The organism is Duganella caerulea (assembly GCF_040362985.1).
GTDB lineage: Bacteria > Pseudomonadota > Gammaproteobacteria > Burkholderiales > Burkholderiaceae_D > Rugamonas > Rugamonas vulcania.
The window spans coordinates 23,881-43,236 of sequence record NZ_BPWJ01000010.1 but is presented as its reverse complement, the minus strand read 5'-3'; the positions used below and the strand labels follow the sequence as shown (position 1 = coordinate 43,236).

Annotated in this window: 17 protein-coding genes; 7 read left to right on the top strand and 10 right to left on the bottom strand. The window is 65.9% G+C overall.

Features of this window, described 5'->3' with window-relative positions; all coding sequences use genetic code 11:
• The first annotated feature begins 2 nt into the window (after positions 1–2).
• On the top strand, positions 3–1,685 hold the full coding sequence (locus ACUJB0_RS25820) for a putative bifunctional diguanylate cyclase/phosphodiesterase (protein ID WP_444847738.1): 1,683 nt from the start codon (positions 3–5) through the stop codon (positions 1,683–1,685).
• A gap of 13 nt (positions 1,686–1,698) precedes the next feature.
• Here ACUJB0_RS25820 and ACUJB0_RS25815 read toward each other — a convergent pair whose 3' ends face one another.
• Positions 1,699–2,886 (bottom strand): DUF1501 domain-containing protein, encoded by a 1,188-nt coding sequence (locus ACUJB0_RS25815; RefSeq protein WP_444847737.1) that lies wholly within the window; start codon positions 2,884–2,886, stop codon positions 1,699–1,701.
• Between the two features lie 11 nt (positions 2,887–2,897).
• Positions 2,898–4,433 carry a DUF1800 domain-containing protein gene (locus ACUJB0_RS25810; RefSeq protein ID WP_444847736.1) on the bottom strand — a complete coding sequence of 512 codons (1,536 nt, stop codon included), beginning with the start codon at positions 4,431–4,433 and terminating at the stop codon, positions 2,898–2,900.
• Between the two features lie 112 nt (positions 4,434–4,545).
• Here ACUJB0_RS25810 and ACUJB0_RS25805 point away from each other — a divergent pair, with 112 nt between their 5' ends.
• Entirely contained in the window at positions 4,546–5,883 is a 1,338-nt protein-coding gene (locus ACUJB0_RS25805; protein ID WP_444847735.1) for a hypothetical protein, read from the top strand.
• 28 nt (positions 5,884–5,911) lie between these two features.
• Positions 5,912–6,511, top strand: coding sequence for a YdeI/OmpD-associated family protein (locus ACUJB0_RS25800; RefSeq protein ID WP_444847734.1), 600 nt, complete (start codon positions 5,912–5,914; stop codon positions 6,509–6,511).
• A gap of 63 nt (positions 6,512–6,574) precedes the next feature.
• Here ACUJB0_RS25800 and ACUJB0_RS25795 read toward each other — a convergent pair whose 3' ends face one another.
• From ACUJB0_RS25795 to ACUJB0_RS25765, 7 genes are all read right to left on the bottom strand, one after another.
• The gene (locus tag ACUJB0_RS25795) at positions 6,575–8,191 is read right to left on the bottom strand and encodes a methyl-accepting chemotaxis protein (RefSeq protein ID WP_444847733.1); all 1,617 of its coding nucleotides are present in this window, start codon (positions 8,189–8,191) and stop codon (positions 6,575–6,577) included.
• A gap of 213 nt (positions 8,192–8,404) precedes the next feature.
• Complete coding sequence (locus tag ACUJB0_RS25790) at positions 8,405–8,692, bottom strand: hypothetical protein (protein WP_008447145.1); 288 nt, start codon at positions 8,690–8,692, stop codon at positions 8,405–8,407.
• 180 nt (positions 8,693–8,872) lie between these two features.
• On the bottom strand, positions 8,873–9,556 hold the full coding sequence (locus tag ACUJB0_RS25785; RefSeq protein ID WP_444847732.1) for an ABC transporter ATP-binding protein: 684 nt from the start codon (positions 9,554–9,556) through the stop codon (positions 8,873–8,875).
• Between the two features lie 17 nt (positions 9,557–9,573).
• Positions 9,574–10,365: a phosphonate ABC transporter, permease protein PhnE gene (gene phnE / locus ACUJB0_RS25780; protein WP_444847731.1), complete on the bottom strand. Its 792-nt coding sequence runs from the start codon at positions 10,363–10,365 to the stop codon at positions 9,574–9,576.
• Positions 10,362–11,189 (bottom strand): PhnE/PtxC family ABC transporter permease, encoded by an 828-nt coding sequence (locus tag ACUJB0_RS25775; RefSeq protein ID WP_444847730.1) that lies wholly within the window; start codon positions 11,187–11,189, stop codon positions 10,362–10,364. The genes phnE and ACUJB0_RS25775 overlap by 4 nt, the downstream gene beginning before the upstream one ends.
• Positions 11,189–12,010 (bottom strand): phosphonate ABC transporter ATP-binding protein, encoded by an 822-nt coding sequence (locus tag ACUJB0_RS25770; protein WP_444847729.1) that lies wholly within the window; start codon positions 12,008–12,010, stop codon positions 11,189–11,191. Before ACUJB0_RS25770 ends, ACUJB0_RS25775 begins: the two co-directional genes overlap by 1 nt.
• 3 nt (positions 12,011–12,013) lie before the next feature.
• On the bottom strand, positions 12,014–12,889 hold the full coding sequence (locus tag ACUJB0_RS25765) for a putative selenate ABC transporter substrate-binding protein (protein ID WP_444847728.1): 876 nt from the start codon (positions 12,887–12,889) through the stop codon (positions 12,014–12,016).
• A gap of 159 nt (positions 12,890–13,048) precedes the next feature.
• Here ACUJB0_RS25765 and egtD point away from each other — a divergent pair, with 159 nt between their 5' ends.
• Together egtD and egtB are read left to right on the top strand one after the other, a co-directional pair.
• Positions 13,049–14,062, top strand: coding sequence for an L-histidine N(alpha)-methyltransferase (gene egtD, locus ACUJB0_RS25760; protein ID WP_444847727.1), 1,014 nt, complete (start codon positions 13,049–13,051; stop codon positions 14,060–14,062).
• 15 nt (positions 14,063–14,077) lie between these two features.
• Positions 14,078–15,331, top strand: a complete 1,254-nt coding sequence (gene egtB / locus ACUJB0_RS25755) for an ergothioneine biosynthesis protein EgtB (protein ID WP_444847726.1) — start codon at positions 14,078–14,080, stop codon at positions 15,329–15,331.
• Positions 15,332–15,334: 3 nt separating this feature from the next.
• Here egtB and ACUJB0_RS25750 read toward each other — a convergent pair whose 3' ends face one another.
• On the bottom strand, positions 15,335–16,912 hold the full coding sequence (locus tag ACUJB0_RS25750) for a cytochrome C (protein ID WP_444847725.1): 1,578 nt from the start codon (positions 16,910–16,912) through the stop codon (positions 15,335–15,337).
• 153 nt (positions 16,913–17,065) lie between these two features.
• Between ACUJB0_RS25750 and ACUJB0_RS25745 the strand changes: the two genes are divergently transcribed.
• Both ACUJB0_RS25745 and ACUJB0_RS25740 read left to right on the top strand, forming a co-directional pair.
• Complete coding sequence (locus ACUJB0_RS25745) at positions 17,066–18,673, top strand: ATP-binding protein (protein WP_444847724.1); 1,608 nt, start codon at positions 17,066–17,068, stop codon at positions 18,671–18,673.
• An 11-nt stretch (positions 18,674–18,684) separates the two neighbouring features.
• Positions 18,685–19,356, top strand: a complete 672-nt coding sequence (locus tag ACUJB0_RS25740) for a response regulator (RefSeq protein WP_444847723.1) — start codon at positions 18,685–18,687, stop codon at positions 19,354–19,356.

Here is a 19,356-nt window from a genome sequence, read left to right as displayed (position 1 = left end):
CCATGAACACGTCGCTGACTTCAGATATCCTGCTCAGGCAGATCTACCAGAACGTTCGCGACTTCGCGATCTTCACGGTCGACAGGCACGGCGCCGTCGACAGCTGGAATGTCGGCGCGGAGCTGATCTTCGGCTATACCGCCGCTGAGATCAGCGGCCGAGGCATCGAGCGCATCTTCACCGAGGCGGACCGGGCGCAGAACGAGCACCTGCGCGAGATGGAGACCGCCGCCATTTGCGGCCGCGCGGCCGACTATCGCTGGCACCTGCGCAAGGATCGCTCGCTGTTCTGGGCCGACGGCGTGCTGACGCCCATCCCGGACGAGCAGGGACAGTTGATCGGCTACCTGAAGATCCTGCGCGACATCACCGATCGCAAGCTGGCGCAGGATGAGATCAGCCGCCTGGCCAGCATCGATGTGTTGACGGGCCTGGCCAACCGCGCCGCCTTCGACGCGCACCGGGCGGAGATGGTGGCGCTGGCCGGCCGCACCGGTCAGCTGTTGCTGCTGCTGATGATAGACCTGGACCAGTTCAAGCAGGTCAACGATATGCTGGGCCATCACGCGGGCGACCTGCTGCTGCGGCAGGCCGCCCAGCGCCTGCGCGCGGCCAGCCGGGAAAGCGATTTCATCGCGCGGCTGGGCGGCGATGAATTCGGCCTGCTGCAGCTGCATGCGCCCACGCCGGCGGTCGGCGGCATGCTGGCGGAAAAACTGCTGTCCGAACTGGCCCGGCCTTTCCTGATCGGCGAGCGCGAAGCCCGCATCAGCGCCAGCGTCGGCATCGCCGTGTGTCCGAACGACGCGGCCGAGCCGGACGAGCTGCTGAAACGGGCCGACCTGGCGCTGTACCACGCGAAGAATTCCGGCCGCAACTGCTACCACTACTACACGGCCGAGCTGGACGAGGTCGCGCACCGCAAGAATTCCGACCACGGCGAGCTGCGCTCCCTGATGCGGGCCAAATCGTTCTGGCTGGCCTACCAGCCGATCATCGACTGCGCCAGCGGCCGCACCATCGCCATGGAGGCGTTGCTGCGCGTGCCCGGCAGGCTGGCGGCGCATCCGGTCGAGTACATCATCGAACTGGCGCAGGAAAGCGGCATGCTGCCCGATCTGGGTGCCTGGGTGTTCCGGCAAGCCTGCGGGCAGTTGCGGCGCTGGCGGGAGGCCGGCCTGTCCGAACTGCGCATCTGCATCAACACCTGCGCCAAGGAGCTGCTCGATCCCGGCTATCTGGACCGCACCGAGCGCGCGCTGCGGGACTGCCGCCTGGAGCCCTGCGAGGTGGAGGTCGAACTGACCGAACGCGATGCGATCGAGCTGGAACGCAACGGCAGCAACGTCATCAAGCGCTTGCGGCAGCGTGGCTTCCTGCTGTCGCTCGACGATTTCGGCACCGGTTATTCCTCGCTCAGCTACCTGCGCACGCTGCCGGTGACGACCATCAAGCTGGATAAGAGTTTTCTGCACGGTGTGCCGGACAACGACGACGCCAACGCGGTGGCCCGTAGCGTCATCGAGCTGGCGCACAACCTGCGCCTGGACGTGATCGCCGAAGGTGTGGAGAGCCAGGAGCAGGCGCACTTTCTAGAGGCCTTGGGATGCGGCGCGCTGCAGGGGCATCTGTATTCCGTCGCGCTGCCGGCCGACGGCGCCACCGCGTGGCTGCGGACCCACTAGCGCGGGGCCGCGCTCAGACAAGGCCGATGTCGCGGCCCCTGGTGCCGAAGATGTGTTCGACCTGTCCGGCATTGAGGCCGTACATGCGCGACAGCAGGCCGCCGAACATGGCGCGGTATTCGTTGAGCACCGGGTAGTCGCGGTTCTGGAACAGCGTGGCCTGCTCCACGCGTATCTGCTCGCCGCGCACCTTGCCGCCCTGGACGCCGCCGCCCAGCACCCAGTACACCGAGCCGTGACCGTGGTCGGTGCCGCGGTTGCCGTTTTCGCGGAAGGTGCGCCCGAACTCGCTGACCACGATCACCACCGTGTCCTTCCAGTCCGGTCCCATCTCCTGCGCGAAGCCGGCCAGGCCGCGTCCCAGTTCGTCCAGCCGGCCGGCCAGGTAGCCGGTGGCGCCGCCCTGGCCGACGTGGGTGTCCCAGCCGCCGACGTCGACGAAGCCGATGTTGTATTTGTCCTTCATCAGTTTGGCGATGCGGCGCGCCTCCAGCTCGAAGCCCTTGGCGGTGATGGCGTTGCGGTTGGCCGCGTCCATCTCGCCGATCATTTCCTTCATCACGTCCTCGCGCACCGCGAAGCCGTCGCGCACCGGCTGCGACAGCGGCGTGCCGTCGTACATGGCGGCGATCAGTTTGGCCTGGCGCGCATCGACCGAAGGCTTGGCGATGGAACGCAGCGCCATGTTCGGCAGCTGCACGCCGCCCTGCATGATCAACGGCAGCTGGTCGGTGAAGGAGATGGCACTGGCACGGTCGGCGGTGAGCGTCTGCGCCAGCCGGTTGAGGAAGCCGGAGCGGTAGTCGCGCGTGCGGTCCAGCGCTTGTCCGAGCTCGATGCTGTCCTGGGTTTCGAAGTGGCTGCGCGAGATGTCCTCGGTGCCGGCGAAGGGCACGAACGCCGCCTGCCCGGCCGTGAACAGCGGGTAGATGCTGTCGCGCAGGGCGGGGTGCAGGCCCCAGTCGCTGTCGATGGGCAGGGCGGAATTGAGTTCGGCGCTGGGCTTGGGCACGGCGATGTTGGGGCGCGCCTGGTAGTAGAACTGGCTCGATATCGGCACCAGCAGGCTGGCGGCGTCGTAGCCACCGCGCATGAAGACGAACAGCAGCCGGGATTTGCCGGCCGGTGCGGCCCACAGATTGCCCGCCATCGCGGGCAGCGCCAGCGCGGACAGGGATTTGAGCAGGGTGCGGCGTTGCATGGTGCGGTTCCTTAGCGGTGCATCAATTCGGGCGACGACAGTAGGAACGTGTTCCATTCCTGCGGCGACGTGGCCTGGTCCAGCACCTGGCGGGTGGCGGGACTGATGGTCTTTTGCAGCGACTGGTAGTACAGCGCGTTGGCCAGCTGCGGGAAGGCGGCGCGTTCCTGCGCCTGCGGGCCGTCGGTCTTGAACAGGCCCGCGTTGCCGGAGCCGATGGCCTTGGCGATCTCGAAGCGGGTCGTCATCTGGCCCGGACTGGCCCAGCCGGATTGCGTGAGCTGGTAGCCGTCCGGCGTCTGGCGGCCGTACAGCGGCTCGGCCATGCGATTGAGCCAGTACAGCATCGGGCCGGTGTTGAGCACCACCTTGTCGTCGTAGGCCAGGCGCACGGCGGACACCACGTAATGCACAGGGTCCTTGAACTTGCGGCCCAGCGACTGCGCGAATTCGGCCGACGTGAACATGGTGCGCAGCACGGCGGCGATGTCGCCGTCGGTGGACTGGAAGGTGGCCGCCATGCGCTCCACCAGCGCCGGCGGCGCTTCGTCGGCGACGAAGTAGAGCGCCAGCTTGCGGCTGATGAAATGCGCGGTGGCCGGGTGGCGGCACAGGCGGTCCAGCGCTTCGTCCACTTCGGCCAGGCCTCGTCCCTTGACGGTCTGGCCGAGGAATTCCTTGTTGCCGTAATCGTGGCGGTTCGGGTTGAATTCAAACAGCCCTTGGCGCACATACTGCGCTTGCAGTTCCTTCTTCACGCCCGGCGTATTGGTGCCCATGTTGACGCCGACCCCGGTGAGGATGCGCGCCAGTTCCTGCACGTCGCGCTGGCTGTAGCCGCCGTCCACGCCCAGCGTGTGCAGCTCCATCAGCTCGCGCGCGTAGTTTTCGTTGATATGGCCGGCGGCGTTCTGCTCGTTGTCCAGGTAGCGGATCATGGCCGGATGGCGCAGCGTGGCGGACAGCAGGTCGCGGAATTTGCCCAGCGCGTGCGCGCGCACCGCCGTGTCCTCGTAGTCGCCGACCAGCACGCGCAGGTTGCTCTTGCCTTGATGGACGTTGAAGTGGTTCATCCAGAACCACGTCATCTGCTCCTGCAGCTGGTTGGGCGAGTACAGGTCGCGCAGCAGCGAGCGCGTGGCCGCTTCCTTGGCGATGCGGTTCAACTCCTGCTGGTAGGCCTGCTGCGCGGCTTTCTTCTGGTCGTCGTCGGCGGTCTTGTCGGCGTCCTTGCGCTGCTGGTCCAGGTCCTGGTTCAACTGCGGCAGCGGCTTGCGGGTGATGGTCATCGCGTCGATCTGCGCCTGCGCGGCGGCGGGCAGGCGCGCGGCGCCGGGATGCAGCTGCTGTTCCAGCCAGGCGTCGTAGCCGATTTTTTCGGCCTGCTGGTAGGTGCCCAGGTTGACGCCCCAGCTAACGCGGTTCAGCGCTCCGCTGAGCTGCTCGGGCTTGACGGCGGACGGACCGGCGCCGCCGCCGCCGCCGGTCGCGGCGCAACCGGCAAGCAGGGCGCCGCAGGCGGCCAGGGAAAATGATAGAGGTCTCATGAAGCTGAGTATAGTTCGCGAATTCCGCCGGGCGGCGCGCATAACAAAATGTTACAAACTATGTAATGCAAAGACGTTAGCATGATCTCTTTGCAGCCCTGAACGGACAGTCATGAATCCCAATCAGTTGTTGGCCGTGTTGGCCTTGGCCGCCAGCGCAAGCTGTCACGCGGCGGTCACGCTGCAAGTCACCACGTCCGTGCATTTCGAACCGACCAAGTCCGCAAGCAATCTGCCGGCGGACAGCAAGACCACGGCCTTCGTCACGCTGGCCGACGATTACATCGCGGCCAAATCCGGCAACCTGACGACGGTCTACGATTTCAAGAACCGCCGCCGCGTGGTGCTGGACGACGTGAACAAAACCTATGTCGACTACTCGCTGTACGACACCCTCGGCTTCCGGGTCTTCGAGATGCGCAGCCGTATCGGCATGAACGCCGCGATGGCCAAGGCGGCAATCCCCGATTTCAAGCCGGCCCGCAAAGTGGACCTTGAGCAGGAACTGACGCTGGCCGAGGATAGCGCCACCGTCATCGACGCCTCCACCAGCGGCGACACGCTGCGCTTCACTAGCGAAGGCATTCCATTGGCGGCATGGAGCAAACATGGCGCACAACCCGGCGCGCGCGATGTGGCCCACTTCGCGCAGCTGCTGCGCTACGTGCAATCCATCCATCCGCAAGTGCTGGCCAAGCTGGCCGAGGGCGGCGTGATTCCCGACAGCCTGACCTTCACCACCAATACCTCGCTGGCCCCCGCGACGGTCCGCCTGGATGTGGAAAAGGTGCAGAGCGCATCCCCGCCGGCCTTTACGCTGCAAGGCTACGCACCGCGCCAGGCCGCGCCGGCGCAAGGCGCGCTGGAGGCGCTGGTCGACCGCATGGCGGCGCAGACGCCGCAGCAGCTGGACGCCTTGCGCGCCGCGCATCCCTGCGACACCGAGGCTGCCTACCGCGAAGACCAACTGCTGGATACGATGCTCGGCCGGATTGAGTGCACGCTGTCCACCGGCGCGCCGATGCTGACCTTTACGCCGGCGCAGCTGGAGCAGGTGCGCGCCAGCGTTCCGGTCAGCCTGGCCTTCAGCGCGACCAAGGTCACCAAGCAGGAGGAGGTTGTGGCGGCCGTGAAGACCTTGTCCGGCCTGCGCAGCCAGGCGCCGCGCAAGGCTTACGTATTGAAGCTGTTCGAAGCGAACAACCGCGCCAGGCTGCGGCAGTTCAACGAATCCAGCCAGTTGTTCGCCGATGTGCTGGAGGCCAATCCGGTGCTGGGCGGCGCCTGGAAGGACATGGGCGATTTGATGATCATGCGCTTCGATATGCCGGCGGCGTGGCGTAGTTGGGACATCGGCCGCCGCATCGCGCCGACGCTGCCGAATTTTGCCTACGTCAACCAGCTGGAAAGCGAAATGGCCAGGCGCCATCCCGAGTATTTGGTATATTGAGGAAAACAACAACCAGCCGAGCATCGTCATGCCCACCATCGATCCGCGCGTTGACGCCTACATCGCCAAGTCCGCCGAATTTGCGCAGCCCATCCTCAAGCACCTGCGCGCCATCGTCCACGAGGCCTGTCCGGAAGTGGAGGAGACGATGAAGTGGAGCTTCCCGCACTTTATGTACAAGGGCATGCTGTGCGGGATGTCGGCCTTCAAGGCCCACTGCGCGCTGGGTTTCTGGAAGGGCGAGCTGTTGATGGCCGATGAGGCCAACCGCGAGGCGATGGGGCAGTTCGGCCGCATCGAGTCGGTCAAGGACCTGCCGTCCAAGAAGGTCCTCACCGGTTACATCAAGAAGGCGATGAAGCTGAACGACGAAGGCATCGCCGCGCCGGCGCGAGCGAAGTCCGCCGAGCCGCGCGCGCTGGTCATCCCCGACGACCTGACCGCCGCGCTGAAGGAAGTGCCGGTGGCATACCAGCACTTCGAAGCCTTCAGCCCAAGCAAGAAGCGCGACTACGCGGAATGGATCGCCGAGGCCAAGACCGAGGCGACCCGCACCCGCAGGCGCGAGCAGGCAGTCGAGTGGATCGCCGAAGGCAAGGCGCGCAACTGGAAGTACGAGAAGTGCTAGCCTGGCGCGAGCCAGAGCCAGAGCCAGAGCCAGCGAGCCCGCAAGCTCGCTAGCCCGCCTTGCCTATCCGGCCAGCAGCGCCGGCTTGCGGCGCGCGCTCGCGAGGCCAGGCCGCGCGGCCGGTTCCGCATGCAGCTTGAACACCTGCACGGCGGCGGTGAGGTGTTCGGCCTGTTGCTGCAGGCTGCCCGCCGCAGCTGCGGCTTCCTCCACCAGCGCTGCGTTCTGCTGCGTCACCGCGTCCATCTGCGACACCGCCTGGTTGATCTGCTCTATTCCCTCGGTCTGCTCGCGCGTGGCGGAACTGATCTCGCCCATGATGTCGCTGACGCGCCGCACGCTTTCGACGATCTCCGTCATCGTGGTGCCGGCTTCACCCACCAGGCGATTGCCGATGGTGACCTGGCCGACCGAATTGTCGATCAGCGCCTTGATCTCCTTGGCCGCGCTGGCCGAGCGCTGCGCGAGGTTGCGCACCTCCGACGCCACCACCGCAAACCCGCGACCCTGTTCGCCCGCGCGCGCCGCTTCAACCGCCGCGTTCAGCGCAAGGATATTGGTCTGGAACGCGATGCCGTCGATGACGGCGATGATGTCGACGATCTTGCGCGACGAGTCGTTGATCGAGTTCATGGTGTCGACCACCTGAGACACCACATCGCCGCCCTTGGCCGCCACGCTGGTGGCGCTGGCCGCCAGCTGGTTGGCCTGGCGCGCGTTGTCGGCGTTGTGCTTGACGGTGGACGTCAACTCCTCCATCGAACTGGCCGTCTCCTCGAGCGAACTGGCTTGCTGCTCGGTGCGCGCGGACAGGTCCAGGTTACCGGTGGCGATCTCGCCGCAAGCGGTCGCGATTTCGTCGGTGCTGTGGCGCACCTGGCCGACGATGCGCAGCAGGTTGTCGTTCATGTCGCGCAGCGCCTGCATCAGCTGTCCCGTTTCGTCGGCCGATTCGACTTCGATCGACGACGTCAGGTCGCCCTTGGCCACCTGCTGCGCCACGTCCAGCGCGGTGCGCAGCGGCCGCGCGATGATGCGCGCCACCCAGACCGCCAGCACCAGTCCAAGCAGGATGGCAGCCACCAGCAGCGCCACGGTCCACAGGCGTGAGCTGGCGAAGATGCTGGCCGCCGTCGCTCCCGATTGGTCGGCGCCATCGAGGTTGACCTTGACCAGCTGGTCGATCTGCGTGCTCACTTCTCCCAACTGCCGCGCCGAGTCGCCGGCCAGCAGGGCCTTGGCGTCCTCGGTCTTCTCCGGGCCGGCCGCCAGCAGGGCCATGATTTTTTCATTCGAGGACAGATAGCCGGCCATGGACTTGGTCATCTCGGCGTACACGCGCTTCTCCTCCGGCTCGGACACCTGCGCGGCGTAGACGGCGGCGTCCTTCTTGAGCGTGGCGATGGCGGCGGACAGATTGCCCTGGATCCGGGTGCGGTCCGGCCCTTCGCTGTAGAGGAAGGACGACAGTTCCCAGCGGCGCACCAGCAGCAGGTCGGACTTGACCGTCATGACCGCGCGCACGCTGGGCAGCCAGTTGTTGTACAGGTCCAGGGTGGAGCCGTTGATGGTCCCCATGTTGACTATCGAGATGACGCCATTGGCCAGCATCAGGCCCAGGACTATCAGGAAGGACGCGACCAGTTTGGTGGCGATATTCAGATCGTAGAACCACTTCATGATGTTTTCCTTTCGGGAACAACGTGAATAGGGGAGCCGCAGATCAGTATAGGCCTGATTTATTGTCGATGGGTATCGAATTGCAAGGTGTGGAAGGGGCGAGACAGATGAGGGAAATGCGGCGTTCAGCGGGGTTTGGGCTGATCGCAGGGCGCATTTAGGGCGCCGGATACCGCATGCCGGCGCCTGGCATGGCAAGAGCAGCTAGGCTGTTCAGTGCATGGACGCGGTCGACAGATCCTTCAATTCCCGTATGCTGATATCTGACTTCTCATGCATACGCAGCAAAATGGTGGCGCCAACTGCCAACTTCCGGTGCCGAATCTTGCTGATGATGGGCGGTTGTACCTCTAAGACTCTGCAAAGTTCCGCATCGTTTTTGAGGTTCATCTTTTCGATCAAAGTGTCAAGAAGCTTGTTCGGAACAAAACTGGAAGGTTCCAGTGCCCGAGCGCGATTCATGGCTTCGATCAGTTCCAGCTTTTTTTGCCGTACGTTCATGATTGCTCCTCCTTTGCTCAAAACGTGAAAAGAAAATTACGTTTCCCGGCAAGGCTAGCGTCCACACTTTTTTGGTCTGAATGTGGTACGCAACTCAACATTCTTGATAACCATGCAAGTTGAGTCAATAATACTACGTGGGAGCAAGGATACGCTTGTTTGATAAAAAAATTATCTTGTTTATTGCTTAAACGTGTTGACGTTTGTTGTTTCTTGTATCCCTGTTTTTGAAAGTTGTAGGACTTTGTCTGTCATTTCGGCCGCGTGCTGCGAATGCGTGACCATGATCGCGCACGCACCGGTGGCTTTGATTTCCCGCCGCAGCAAAGTCAGGATGCTGTGGGCGGTATCGGGATCGAGGTTGCCGGTCGGTTCGTCGGCCAGTACCAGGGCGGGGCGGTGCACCAGCGCGCGGGCGATGGCCACCCGCTGCATCTCGCCGCCGGACAGCTGGTGCGGGAAGTCGCCGCCACGCCCGCCCAGGCCCACGGCCTCCAGCATTTCCGCCGCGCGTTCCGTCGGCAGGCCGTTGAGCAGCAGCGGCAGGGCCACGTTTTGCAGCAGCGTCAAATGCGGCAGCACGTGGAAGGCCTGGAAGATGAAGCCCATGCGCGCGCGCCGCAGCCTGGTGGCGGCGTCGTCGTCCAGGCCGGACATCGGCACGCCGTCGACGATGATGGGCGAGTCGCCCGGCGCCGCGTCCGGCGTATCGAGGCCGGCGATGAGGTTCAGCAGCGTCGATTTGCCGACGCCCGAATCGCCCATGATGGAGACGAATTCGCCGGCCTTGAAGTTCCACGACAGGTTGGACAGCACCGGACGGCCGCTGGCATAGGATTTGGACAGGTTGCGCAGTTCGAGCATGAAGGCCTTGGCGAAGTTTAGCGGGTGAGGAAGCGGCGCAGCGCGAAGCTGATGCCATCGACCAGCGCGACCAGCAGCAGCATGGCGATGATGACGGTGGCGGCCTTCTGCATCTGGAACAGCGACAGGTGGTACTTGAGCATCTGTCCCAGTCCGCCGGCGCCGACCACGCCCAGGATGGCGGCGGCGCGGATGTTGTTCTCCCAGCGGTACAGCGTGTAGGACAGCATCTGCGGCAGCGTTTGCGGCAGCGTGGCGTAGAAGAAGGCCGCGGCGGCGGAGGCGCCATTGGTGCGCAGGCTTTGTTCCGGCAGCGGCGCGGCGTTCTCCAGCGAGTCGGCGAACAGGCGTCCCAGCACGCCGGCGGTGTGCGCGCCCAGCGCCAGCGTGCCGCCGAACGGCCCCAGGCCGCAGGCGATCAGCAGGATCGAGGCCCATACCAGTTCCGGAATGGAGCGCAGCACATTGAGCAGGCCGCGCATCAGCGAGCGCGCCACGTGGCCGAAGCGGCCGGACGCGGACAGCGAGAACGCCAGGCCGGCCATCACCGCCAGCAGCGTGCCGAGCGCGGACATGGCCATCGTTTCCAGCGCGGCCCAGCCGGTTTTGGCCAGGAAGGGCGCGGACAGGTCGGGCGGTGCGAAGCCGGCCAGCAGCTCCAGCGAGCTGTTGACCGCCTCCAGCGTGAAGAACTCGCGCCACTTCAGCGGCAGCGAGGCGAAGCTGGCCACGACCAGCACCGCCAGCATGGCCAGCATGGCCAGCACGGTCCAGTCGCGGCGCGGCGGTTTGGGCATGGTGTGGTTCATCCGAGGCGCCTCCGCAGGACTTTGGAGAACTGGTCGGCCAGCGCCACCAGCAGCACGAACACCAGCAGCATGGACGACACTTCGGCGCCGGCCAGCATCTTCATCGATTCGTCCATGCGCTGACCGAGGCCGCCGGCGCCGACAAAGCCCATCACCACGGAGCCGCGCACCGCGCATTCCCAGCGGTAGAAAGTGTAGGACATCAGTTCCGACGCCGCTTCCGGCAGCGCGCCATACATCAGCGCCGCCAGTCGCCCGCTGCCGTTGGCCAGCAGCGTGTCGCTGGCGTGGGAGTCGGACGATTCGAGGATCTCGGCGTACACCTTGCCCAGCATGCCGCAGTAGGTGAGGGCGATGGCCAGCACGCCGGCGGTCGGCCCCAGGCCGATGATGCGCACGAACAGCAGCGCCCACACCAGCTCTGGCACGCTGCGCAGCACCACCAGCGTCCAGCGCACCGACTGGCGCAGCAGCATGGCCAGGGGCCGCATGCGGCCCGTGCCCAGGCGCGAGATCGACAGCTGTTCGTTGACGATCAGCGTGGCGGGAATGGCGCCCAGCAGCGCCAGGGCCAGGCCGGAGGTGGCGATGGCGACGGTCAGCCAGGTCTGCTCCAGCAGCATGGCGAGGAATTCGGAACTGTGCGCGGGCACCAGGAAGTCGGCCAGGAAGCGGCCGGTGGCTGTGAGGCTCTGCCAGTCGAACAGTATCCACGGCTTGAATTCGGTGACCACCAGCGCGGGCCACAGGATCAGCAGGCAGACGGCGGTGGCGGCCACGCGGCCGCGCCAGGCCGGATCCGGATGGGAGGACAACGTCGCCATCACAGGCAGGCGCCGACGCCGAGCTTGACCGCCATCGCCTCGTGGTCCAGCGGCTTGGCGCTGGCGGCGGGTTGTTCGCCCTGGTACAGCGCGGCGATCATGTCGGGCGTGACCTGGGCGCGCGGCAGGTCGAATTCGATGCGGCCGTCGCGCAGGCCGACGATGCGCGGGAAGTGGCTCAGCGCCAGGTCGACCTGGTGCAGGCTGCAGATCAGGGTGGCGTTGCGGGCCCTGGCTTCGTCGCGCAGGGTGGACAGCGTCAGTTCGGACAGCACCGGGTCGAGCGCGGACAGCGGCTCGTCCACCAGCAGCGCCTTGGCCGGCGACAGCAGCAGGCGCGCCAGGCCGCAGCGTTGGCGTTCGCCGCCGGACAGGCGGTCGACGCGGGAATACAGTTTGTCGCCGAGGTTAAAGCGCGACAGCGCCTGCCAGGCCGCTTCGGGGTCGGCAGGCTTGAACAGCGAGACCAGGGCGCGCCACAAGCTCCATTGCGGCAGGCGCGCGGCCAGCACCGCCGTCACCACGCGCTGGCGCGGCGGCAGCGGCGGCGTTTGCGGCGCCAGGAACAACTGCGCGCGCAGGCGATGGCGCTCCGCGTGGCCCAGCGCCCACGGATCGACGCCGAAGGCCTGGAAGCCGCCATCGGCCGGCTGGTGGGCGCAGGCCAGCGTCGCCAGCAAGGTGGTCTTGCCGGCGCCGGATGGGCCGATCAGGGCCAGTTGCTCGCCCTGTTCGATCGTCAGGGAGATCCCATGCAGCGCGGATGCCTGCGATGCACCAATGTGGCGCACCGTCAGGTTCCGCAGGTCGTAAGTGGACATCGATTACTTCTTCAGCAGGCCCGCGTTTTGTGCGGCGGCTTCGATCGCGGTGTAGTTCTCAGCCTTGGTCGGGATGAACTTGGAGGCGCGCTGCAGGTCCATGATGGCTTTGTCCTGTGGGTTCTTGGCGTCCAGCGCCAGGAAGGCGTCGGTCAGCTTTTTCTTCAGGTCCGCGTTCATGTCGGTGCGCACGCTCCAGTTGTAGTCGTAGTAGCCGGGCGTGGTGTAGAACACGCGGACCACGGTTGGATCGACCTTCTTCTCGGCGACCATTTTTTCCCACACCGAGATGTTCAGCGCGCCGGCATCGACCTTGCCGCCTGCGACAGCGGCCACGGTGGCGTCATGCGCGCCGGAGAAGGCGATGCGTTTCAGGTCGGTGTCCGGATTGACCTTCGCGGCCAGCAGGTAGGAGCGCGGCATCAGGTGGCCCGAGGTAGACGACTCCGAACCAAAGCTCAGCGTGTGGCCCTTCAGGTCTTCCAGCTTGTGGATGTCCTTGTTGGTGGTGATGAAGACGGAGCGGAATTTTTCATCTTCGGCGCGCTGCACCAGTGGCGTGATCTGGTTCTTGCTGCGGTCCTTGGCCTGCACGAAGGTGAAGCCGCCGAACCAGACCATGTCGACCTTCTTGTTGATCAGCGCTTCGACCGAGGCGGCGTAGTCGGTGACCGGGGTGAACTCGACCTTCATGCCGATTTTCTTTTCCAGGTACTCGCCCAGCGGCTTGAACTTGCGCTGCAATTCGGTCGGCGCCTCGTCCGGAATGGCGGACACGCGGAACACGTGGTCGGCCGATTGCGCCTGGGAGTGCGCTGCTGCCAGCATCAGGCCGGCGGCGAACAGGGATTTGATGGTGCGCATGGCGGAAAATTTCATGGTCGGGAGCCCTTTTTTTGTAAGATTTATATGTCGATTTCGACGAATGTGAAAGACCGCACGGTTTTATCGGCCCGGCACTGCAAAATGGATATTCGGCTATCATAACAAAAATGTTATCCGCAGCAGGGATGACCATCTTTTAAAGGCAGAGCATATATGCAGATGTCCCGCTCTTCGGCGATCCGTGTTGTTTCGCCCGACGACAGCAACACGCCTGCGCCGCAGCAGCGGCAGCATGCGCATGGCAGCGCGGAGGTGGTCGCGGAAATCAGCGCCGGCCTGCTGGCCGCACGCCCGCACATCTCGCCCAAGTACCTGTACGACGGCCTGGGTTCCAAGCTGTTCGAGGCCATTTGCGAGCTTCCCGAATATTATCCGACCCGCACCGAGGCCGCCATCTTTGCCCTGCATGGCGCGGACATGGCGCGCGCCATCGGCACCGGCGCCGTGTTGATCGACCTTGGCGCGGGTAACTGCGCCAAGGCCGCCAGCCTGTTCCCGCTGCTGCAGCCGGCGCAGTATGTGCCGGTCGATATCTCGCGCGATTTCCTCACCGAGGCGGTCAGCCGTCTGCAGCAGCGCTTCCCGGAGATCGAGATGACCGCGCTGGGGCTGGACTTTTCCAATGGCTTCGATCTGCCGGACAGCGTGCGGCATGGCCGCCGGCTGTTCTTCTATCCCGGTTCGTCGATTGGCAATTTCTCGCCGGAGCAGGCGGTGAGCTTCCTGCGTGGCCTGCGCGACAACGCCGGCGCCGATGGCGGCCTGCTGATCGGCGTGGACTTGATCAAGGACAGCGCCGTGCTGGACGCCGCCTATGACGATGCGCTGGGCGTCACGGCGGCCTTCAACCTGAACATGCTGCGCCATCTGAATCACCTGGCCGGAGCGGACTTCGATGTCGGCCAGTGGCAGCACCGGGCCTTCTTCAACGAGGAGGGCAGCCGCATCGAGATGCACCTGGAGGCGCGCGCCGCGCTGACCGTGCGCTGGAGCGGCGGCGAACGCCAATTCGCGCGCGGCGACCGTATCCACACCGAGGACAGCTACAAGTACACGCGGCAGTCCTTCGTCGGCCTGCTGGAGCGGGCCGGCTTTTCGTCGGCCCAGGTCTGGACCGATCCATCGAACTGGTTCGCCGTCATCCACGCCCAAGTCACTCCTTCCTGAAAGCCGATCACGCCCATGGACATGCGCCCACCGAAACTGGACCTTAACGCCCGCTACGACAAGGTGCGCCGCCGTTCGCTGGCGCTGGCCGAGCCGCTGACCGACGAGGATTGCGGCGCGCAGTCGATGCCGGATGCGAGTCCCATCAAGTGGCACCTGGCGCACACCACCTGGTTCTTCGAGACCTTCATCCTTGAGCGCATGGAGGCGGATTTCGCACCGTTCCATCCGGCGTTCCGGGTGCTGTTCAACTCCTACTACAACGGCATCGGCGAGAAGCATCCGCGCGCGCAGCGCGGCCTGCTGACGCGGCCCTCGATGGCACAGGTGCGCGCCTACCGCGCCGATGTCGATGCCCGCATCGCCCGCCTGCTGGCCGCCGACCTCGATGCCGAGCGGCGCGCGCAGTTGACGATGCTGGTCACGCTGGGATTAGAGCATGAGCAGCAGCACCAGGAGCTGATGCTCACCGATGTCAAGCACCTGCTGGCGCAAAGCGTGCTGCTGCCCGAGTACATGGACGTGCCGCTGGCGCGCGCCAAGGCGGCGCCGGCGATGGCCTGGCTGCCGTTCGAGGGCGGTCTTACCGACATCGGCTACCAGGGCGACGGCTTCTGCTTCGACAACGAGCTGCCGCGCCACAAGCAGTACGTGGCGCCGTTCGAGCTGGCCTCGCGGCTGGTGACCAACGGCGAGTACCTGGAATTCATCGCCGCCGGCGGCTACTTCAACGCCGCCTTGTGGCTGGCCGAGGGCTGGGACTGGGTGCGCAGCCAGAACCTGAATTGTCCGATGTACTGGCATCAGGACGAAAAGGGACAGTGGCAGGAATTCACGCTGCACGGCGCGCAGGCGCTGGACCTGTCGCGGCCCGCGACGCATTTGTCGCTGTATGAAGCGGATGCTTATGCGCATTGGGCCGGCGCCCGTTTGCCGACCGAGGCGGAATGGGAATTCGCCGCCGCGTGCGCGGTGGTGGAAAACGGTTCGCTGCATCCTGCCGGCGCCGCCGACGCGGACGGGTTGTTGCAGATGTTCGGGCACTGCTGGCAGTGGACCAGCAGCAGCTACGCTCCCTATCCGGGCTACCAGTGCGCGCCCGGTGCGCTGGGCGAGTACAACGGAAAATTCATGCTGAACCAGTATGTGCTGCGCGGCTCGTCCTGCGCCACGCCGGACGGCCACGCGCGCGCCAGCTATCGCAATTTCTTCCCCGCCGGCGCCCGCTGGCAGTTCACGGGCATCCGGCTGGCGCGCCTGGCGCCGTGAGGCTTACAGTGCCTTCATGAAGGCCGCCAGGTCGGCCGCCTCCTGCGCGGTGAAGCCGATGGCGAAGCGCTTGTCGTAGAAGGTCACGATATCCTCGATCGTGTGCACCGAGCCGTTGTGGAAGTAGGGCGAGCGCGATTCGATGCCGCGCAGGCCAGGAACCTTGACGCGGCCGATGTCCTTCCATTTCCCTGTTTGCATGGCGGCGCCTGGATCGGTGGTGGCCACCGTCTCGCCGGTGACGTTGTTGCGCAGCGTGTAGAGCGGCATGTCGGCCGTGCGGCGGGATCCGTCGGAGACGCCGGTGTTGAACATGCGGACGATCGAGTGGGTGCCGGAGGCGGGCGTGTCGTGGCAGCTGGCGCAGGTGCCGCGCTGCAAAGGACGCCGCAACTCGTCGTTGAAGCCGGCCACGCCGGTGATGTTGAACGGCTTGTTGTTGAAGATTTGTTCGCCGCGCGCGATCGAGGCGCGGGCCAGGTTCTGCGGGCTTGGTGGCGCCGGCGGCGGTGGAGCGGGGCGGCCGCGCGCAGGTGGCGGTGGCGGCGCGGGACGATCCAGGTTGCGCCACGCGCCGAAGATCGCCATCACGTTGCGGTTGAACGGCGCGCCGGTCTGATAGTCGCCGGATTCGAGGTCGTTGATGCCGAAGTAGAAGGCGGCGGAGGCCAGCCGCGCCGGGCCGCCCAGCGCGCCGGCGTCGGTCAGGCTGCCGGCGTCGATGGAGCTGACCTGGGTGGTGAACAGCGTCTTTTCGAAATCGACGATTGCGCGCTGCTCGGCGGCGGTCAGGTCCTGCGCCGCTTCGGCGTGGCCGCGCACGGCGTCGTTGGCCTGATGCAGCAGGCTGGCGTCGGCCGTGGCGAAGCACTGCGTGGGCCGCGCGTCCTTCAGGCACAGGGCGGAGGCGGGATCGCTGGCGGTTTCGCGGCTGTCCCACATCACGCTGCTGGTGAATTTGAGGTTGGTGGTGGGTAGCGGGCGGCGGAACAGCGACAGCTCCTTGGCGCTGGCGTAGTTGTACGGGTCTTCCGTTTTGACCAGCGTGAACTCGGCGCCGGTGGGCATCGGCAGGCCGACGCGGATCAGGCCCTTGGTCAGCAGCATGCTGTAGGCGACGCGCTTCTGGTCCAGCGTGGCGGTGGCGGCCAGTGGCGAGACGGCGCCGTCCACCAGGCGGAACACCGGATCGGTGCCGCCGCTGTTGGTGAAGCGCTCGGCCAGTTTGTCCGGGCCGATGCTCCAGCCATTGTCCGGCTGGTGGCAGGTGGCGCAGGAGCGGCCATTGCCGAAGGGTTTGAAGAAGGGATTGGCCGTGTCCACCGCGCCCGCGGTGCTGAAGGTGAGCGATGTGCCTTCGTCGTTGGCCACCTGGGCCAGCACCACGGGCGGGGCCACCGGGGCGGCAGCGGCCAGCACGGAGACGCCGGACTGCGTGGCGGGGGAGGTCGGTGCGGCGCTCTGCTGCACGCCTTCTGTGGCGGTGACTGTGTTGTTGGTCGCCGCCGGGTCGCTGCCGCCGCATGCGGCCAGCAGGGTTGCGACGATGGCCGGTGTCAGGTAAAGCGCGCGTTGATACATGGTGTTCTCCGTCTGGTGTGGTGACGGTGCGAGATTGCCGTGCAAATGTGTAGAAAAAATGAAGGCGGGTGGTGATGTCTCGTTTTTGCCAGTGCCTCATAATTTCTCCACATTTGGCGGTTATGATGGAGGCATGAAGCCAAGGAGCCAGCCATGCGGTTGACCATCGCCCGCAAGATCGCGCTGGCGGTGACCGCTATCGTCATCCTGTGCGTGGGCACGATGGCGTGGGTGGCCAGCAGTAACCTCAAGCGCGGCTTCGTCGCTTATCTCAACGAACTGCAGGTCCAGGACTTCGACCAGCTGCGCGAGCTGCTGGAGGACCGCTATCGCACCGAGGGTAATTTCGAATGGTTGCGCGGGCAGCCGCGCGCGCTCGGCGACGTGCTGGCGCGGATGACGCCGCGCAGCCAGGTGTTCGAGCCGGATGGCGATGCGCACCGTCCGCGCCACGGCCGCCGTGCTCCACCGCCGCCCGACGGCGCGCCGCCACCGCGAGGTTACGGGCCGGCGAGGGACGAGCCGCCGCAACGCAATGATTCACCGGCGTATGGCGCGGCGCCACAGCGGGGCTACGGGCCGGCTCGAGGCGCGCCGCAGCGGCTTGTGGATTCGCCGCCGCGCGCCGATCCGCCGCCAGGCGAAGCGCCGCCACCACGCCGCAACGATCCATTGGACTTCGCATCGCGCATCTCGATCACCGACGCCGAGGGCCGCAGGTTGATCGGCCCTCCCGACCTGCCGCAAGGCGTGGACCGGGCGATCAAGGTCGATGGCGTCGTGGTCGGCCACATGCGGCTGATGCCCTTGCGGCAGACCGGCGGAGAGGACTCCAGCGCCACCGTCTTCCTGCGCGAGCAGCTGCAATCGATCCTGCTGCTGTCTGTCGTGCTGATCGGCCTTGCGGTGCTGGCGGCGATCTGGCTTGCACGCCATTTGCTGCGCCCCGTGGCCGCGCTGCGCGACGTGACGGCGCGGCTGGCGCTGGGCGAATTGAGCGCCCGCGCCCCCTTGCTGTCGCGCGACGAGGTGGCGGAACTGGCGCTGCACGTCAACGCCATGGCCGAAGCCCTGGAGGACAGCGAACGCCAGCGGCGCAAGATGCTGGCCGACGTCTCGCACGAACTGCGCACGCCGTTGACGGTGATACGCGGCGAGATCGAAGCGCTGTTGGATGGCATTCGCCAGGCCGACGCGAGCGCGCTGCAATCGCTGCATGCCGAAGTGCTGCGCCTGAATAAACTGGTCGACGACCTGCACCAGCTGACGATGGCCGACTCGGGCGACCTGCATTATCACTGGCACGAACTGAATCTGGCCGAGCTGCTGCGCCCAACGCTGGAGCGCTACCAGCCGCGCGCGCAGAAGTGCGGCCTGGACCTGAGCTGGAGCCTGCCGTCCGCGCCGTTGCTGCTGCAAGGCGACGCTGGCCGTCTGCAGCAGGTGTTCACCAACCTGCTGGAAAACAGTCTGCGCTACACCGACAGCGGCGGCCAGGTGGTGGTCGCGCTGGGCAGCGCCGGCGGGCATGCGGAGATCGTGGTGGAAGACAGCGCGCCTGGCGTGCCGGCCGCCGTCCTTGGCAGCATCTTCGAGCGGCTGTACCGCGTGGACGGCGCCCGCACGCGCGAACGCGGCGGCAGCGGGCTGGGGCTGGCGATCTGCAAAGCGCTGGTCGAGGCGCACGGCGGCAGCATCATCGCCGCGCCGTCGGTGCTGGGCGGTGTCAAAATAACGGTGCGCCTGCCGTTGAAAACATAGGAAGCGAAGACGTGCCCAATATCCTGATCGTTGAAGACGACACCAAGATCGCCGCGCTGCTGGCGGATTACATGAACGCCGCCGGCTGGACCACGCGGCTGGCCGCCGACGGCCGCAGCGCGGTCGACATCGTCCGCAACGGCGGTGTGGATCTGGTGCTGCTGGACCTGATGCTGCCGGAGCTGGACGGCATCGGCGTGTGCCGCGAGGTGCGCGTCTTCTCCCAGCTACCCATCATCATGCTGACCGCCCGCGTGGACGAGATCGACCGCCTGCTGGGATTGGACAGCGGCGCCGACGATTACGTCTGCAAGCCATTCAGCCCGCGCGAGGTGGTGGCCCGCGTGCGCGTGCATTTGCGGCGCAGCGGGGCGGTGGCACAGCAAGCGCCGGCGGCTTCAGGCTCGCCGTTCCAGATCGACCGCGCCGGCATGCGCGTGCTGCACAAGGGCGCGGCGCTGGCATTGACTCCACTGGAGTTTCGCCTGCTGGCCGAGTTGATCGACAACCCGAGCCGCGTCTACACACGCCAGCAACTGCTCGACTTTGCGCACCAGGACCAGCGCGACATCGGCGACCGTACCGTCGATTCGCACATCAAGAACATCCGCCGCAAGCTGCCGGATGCCGAGTGCCTGCAATCGGTGTATGGCGTAGGTTATCGCTTCGAGTTGCCGCTATAA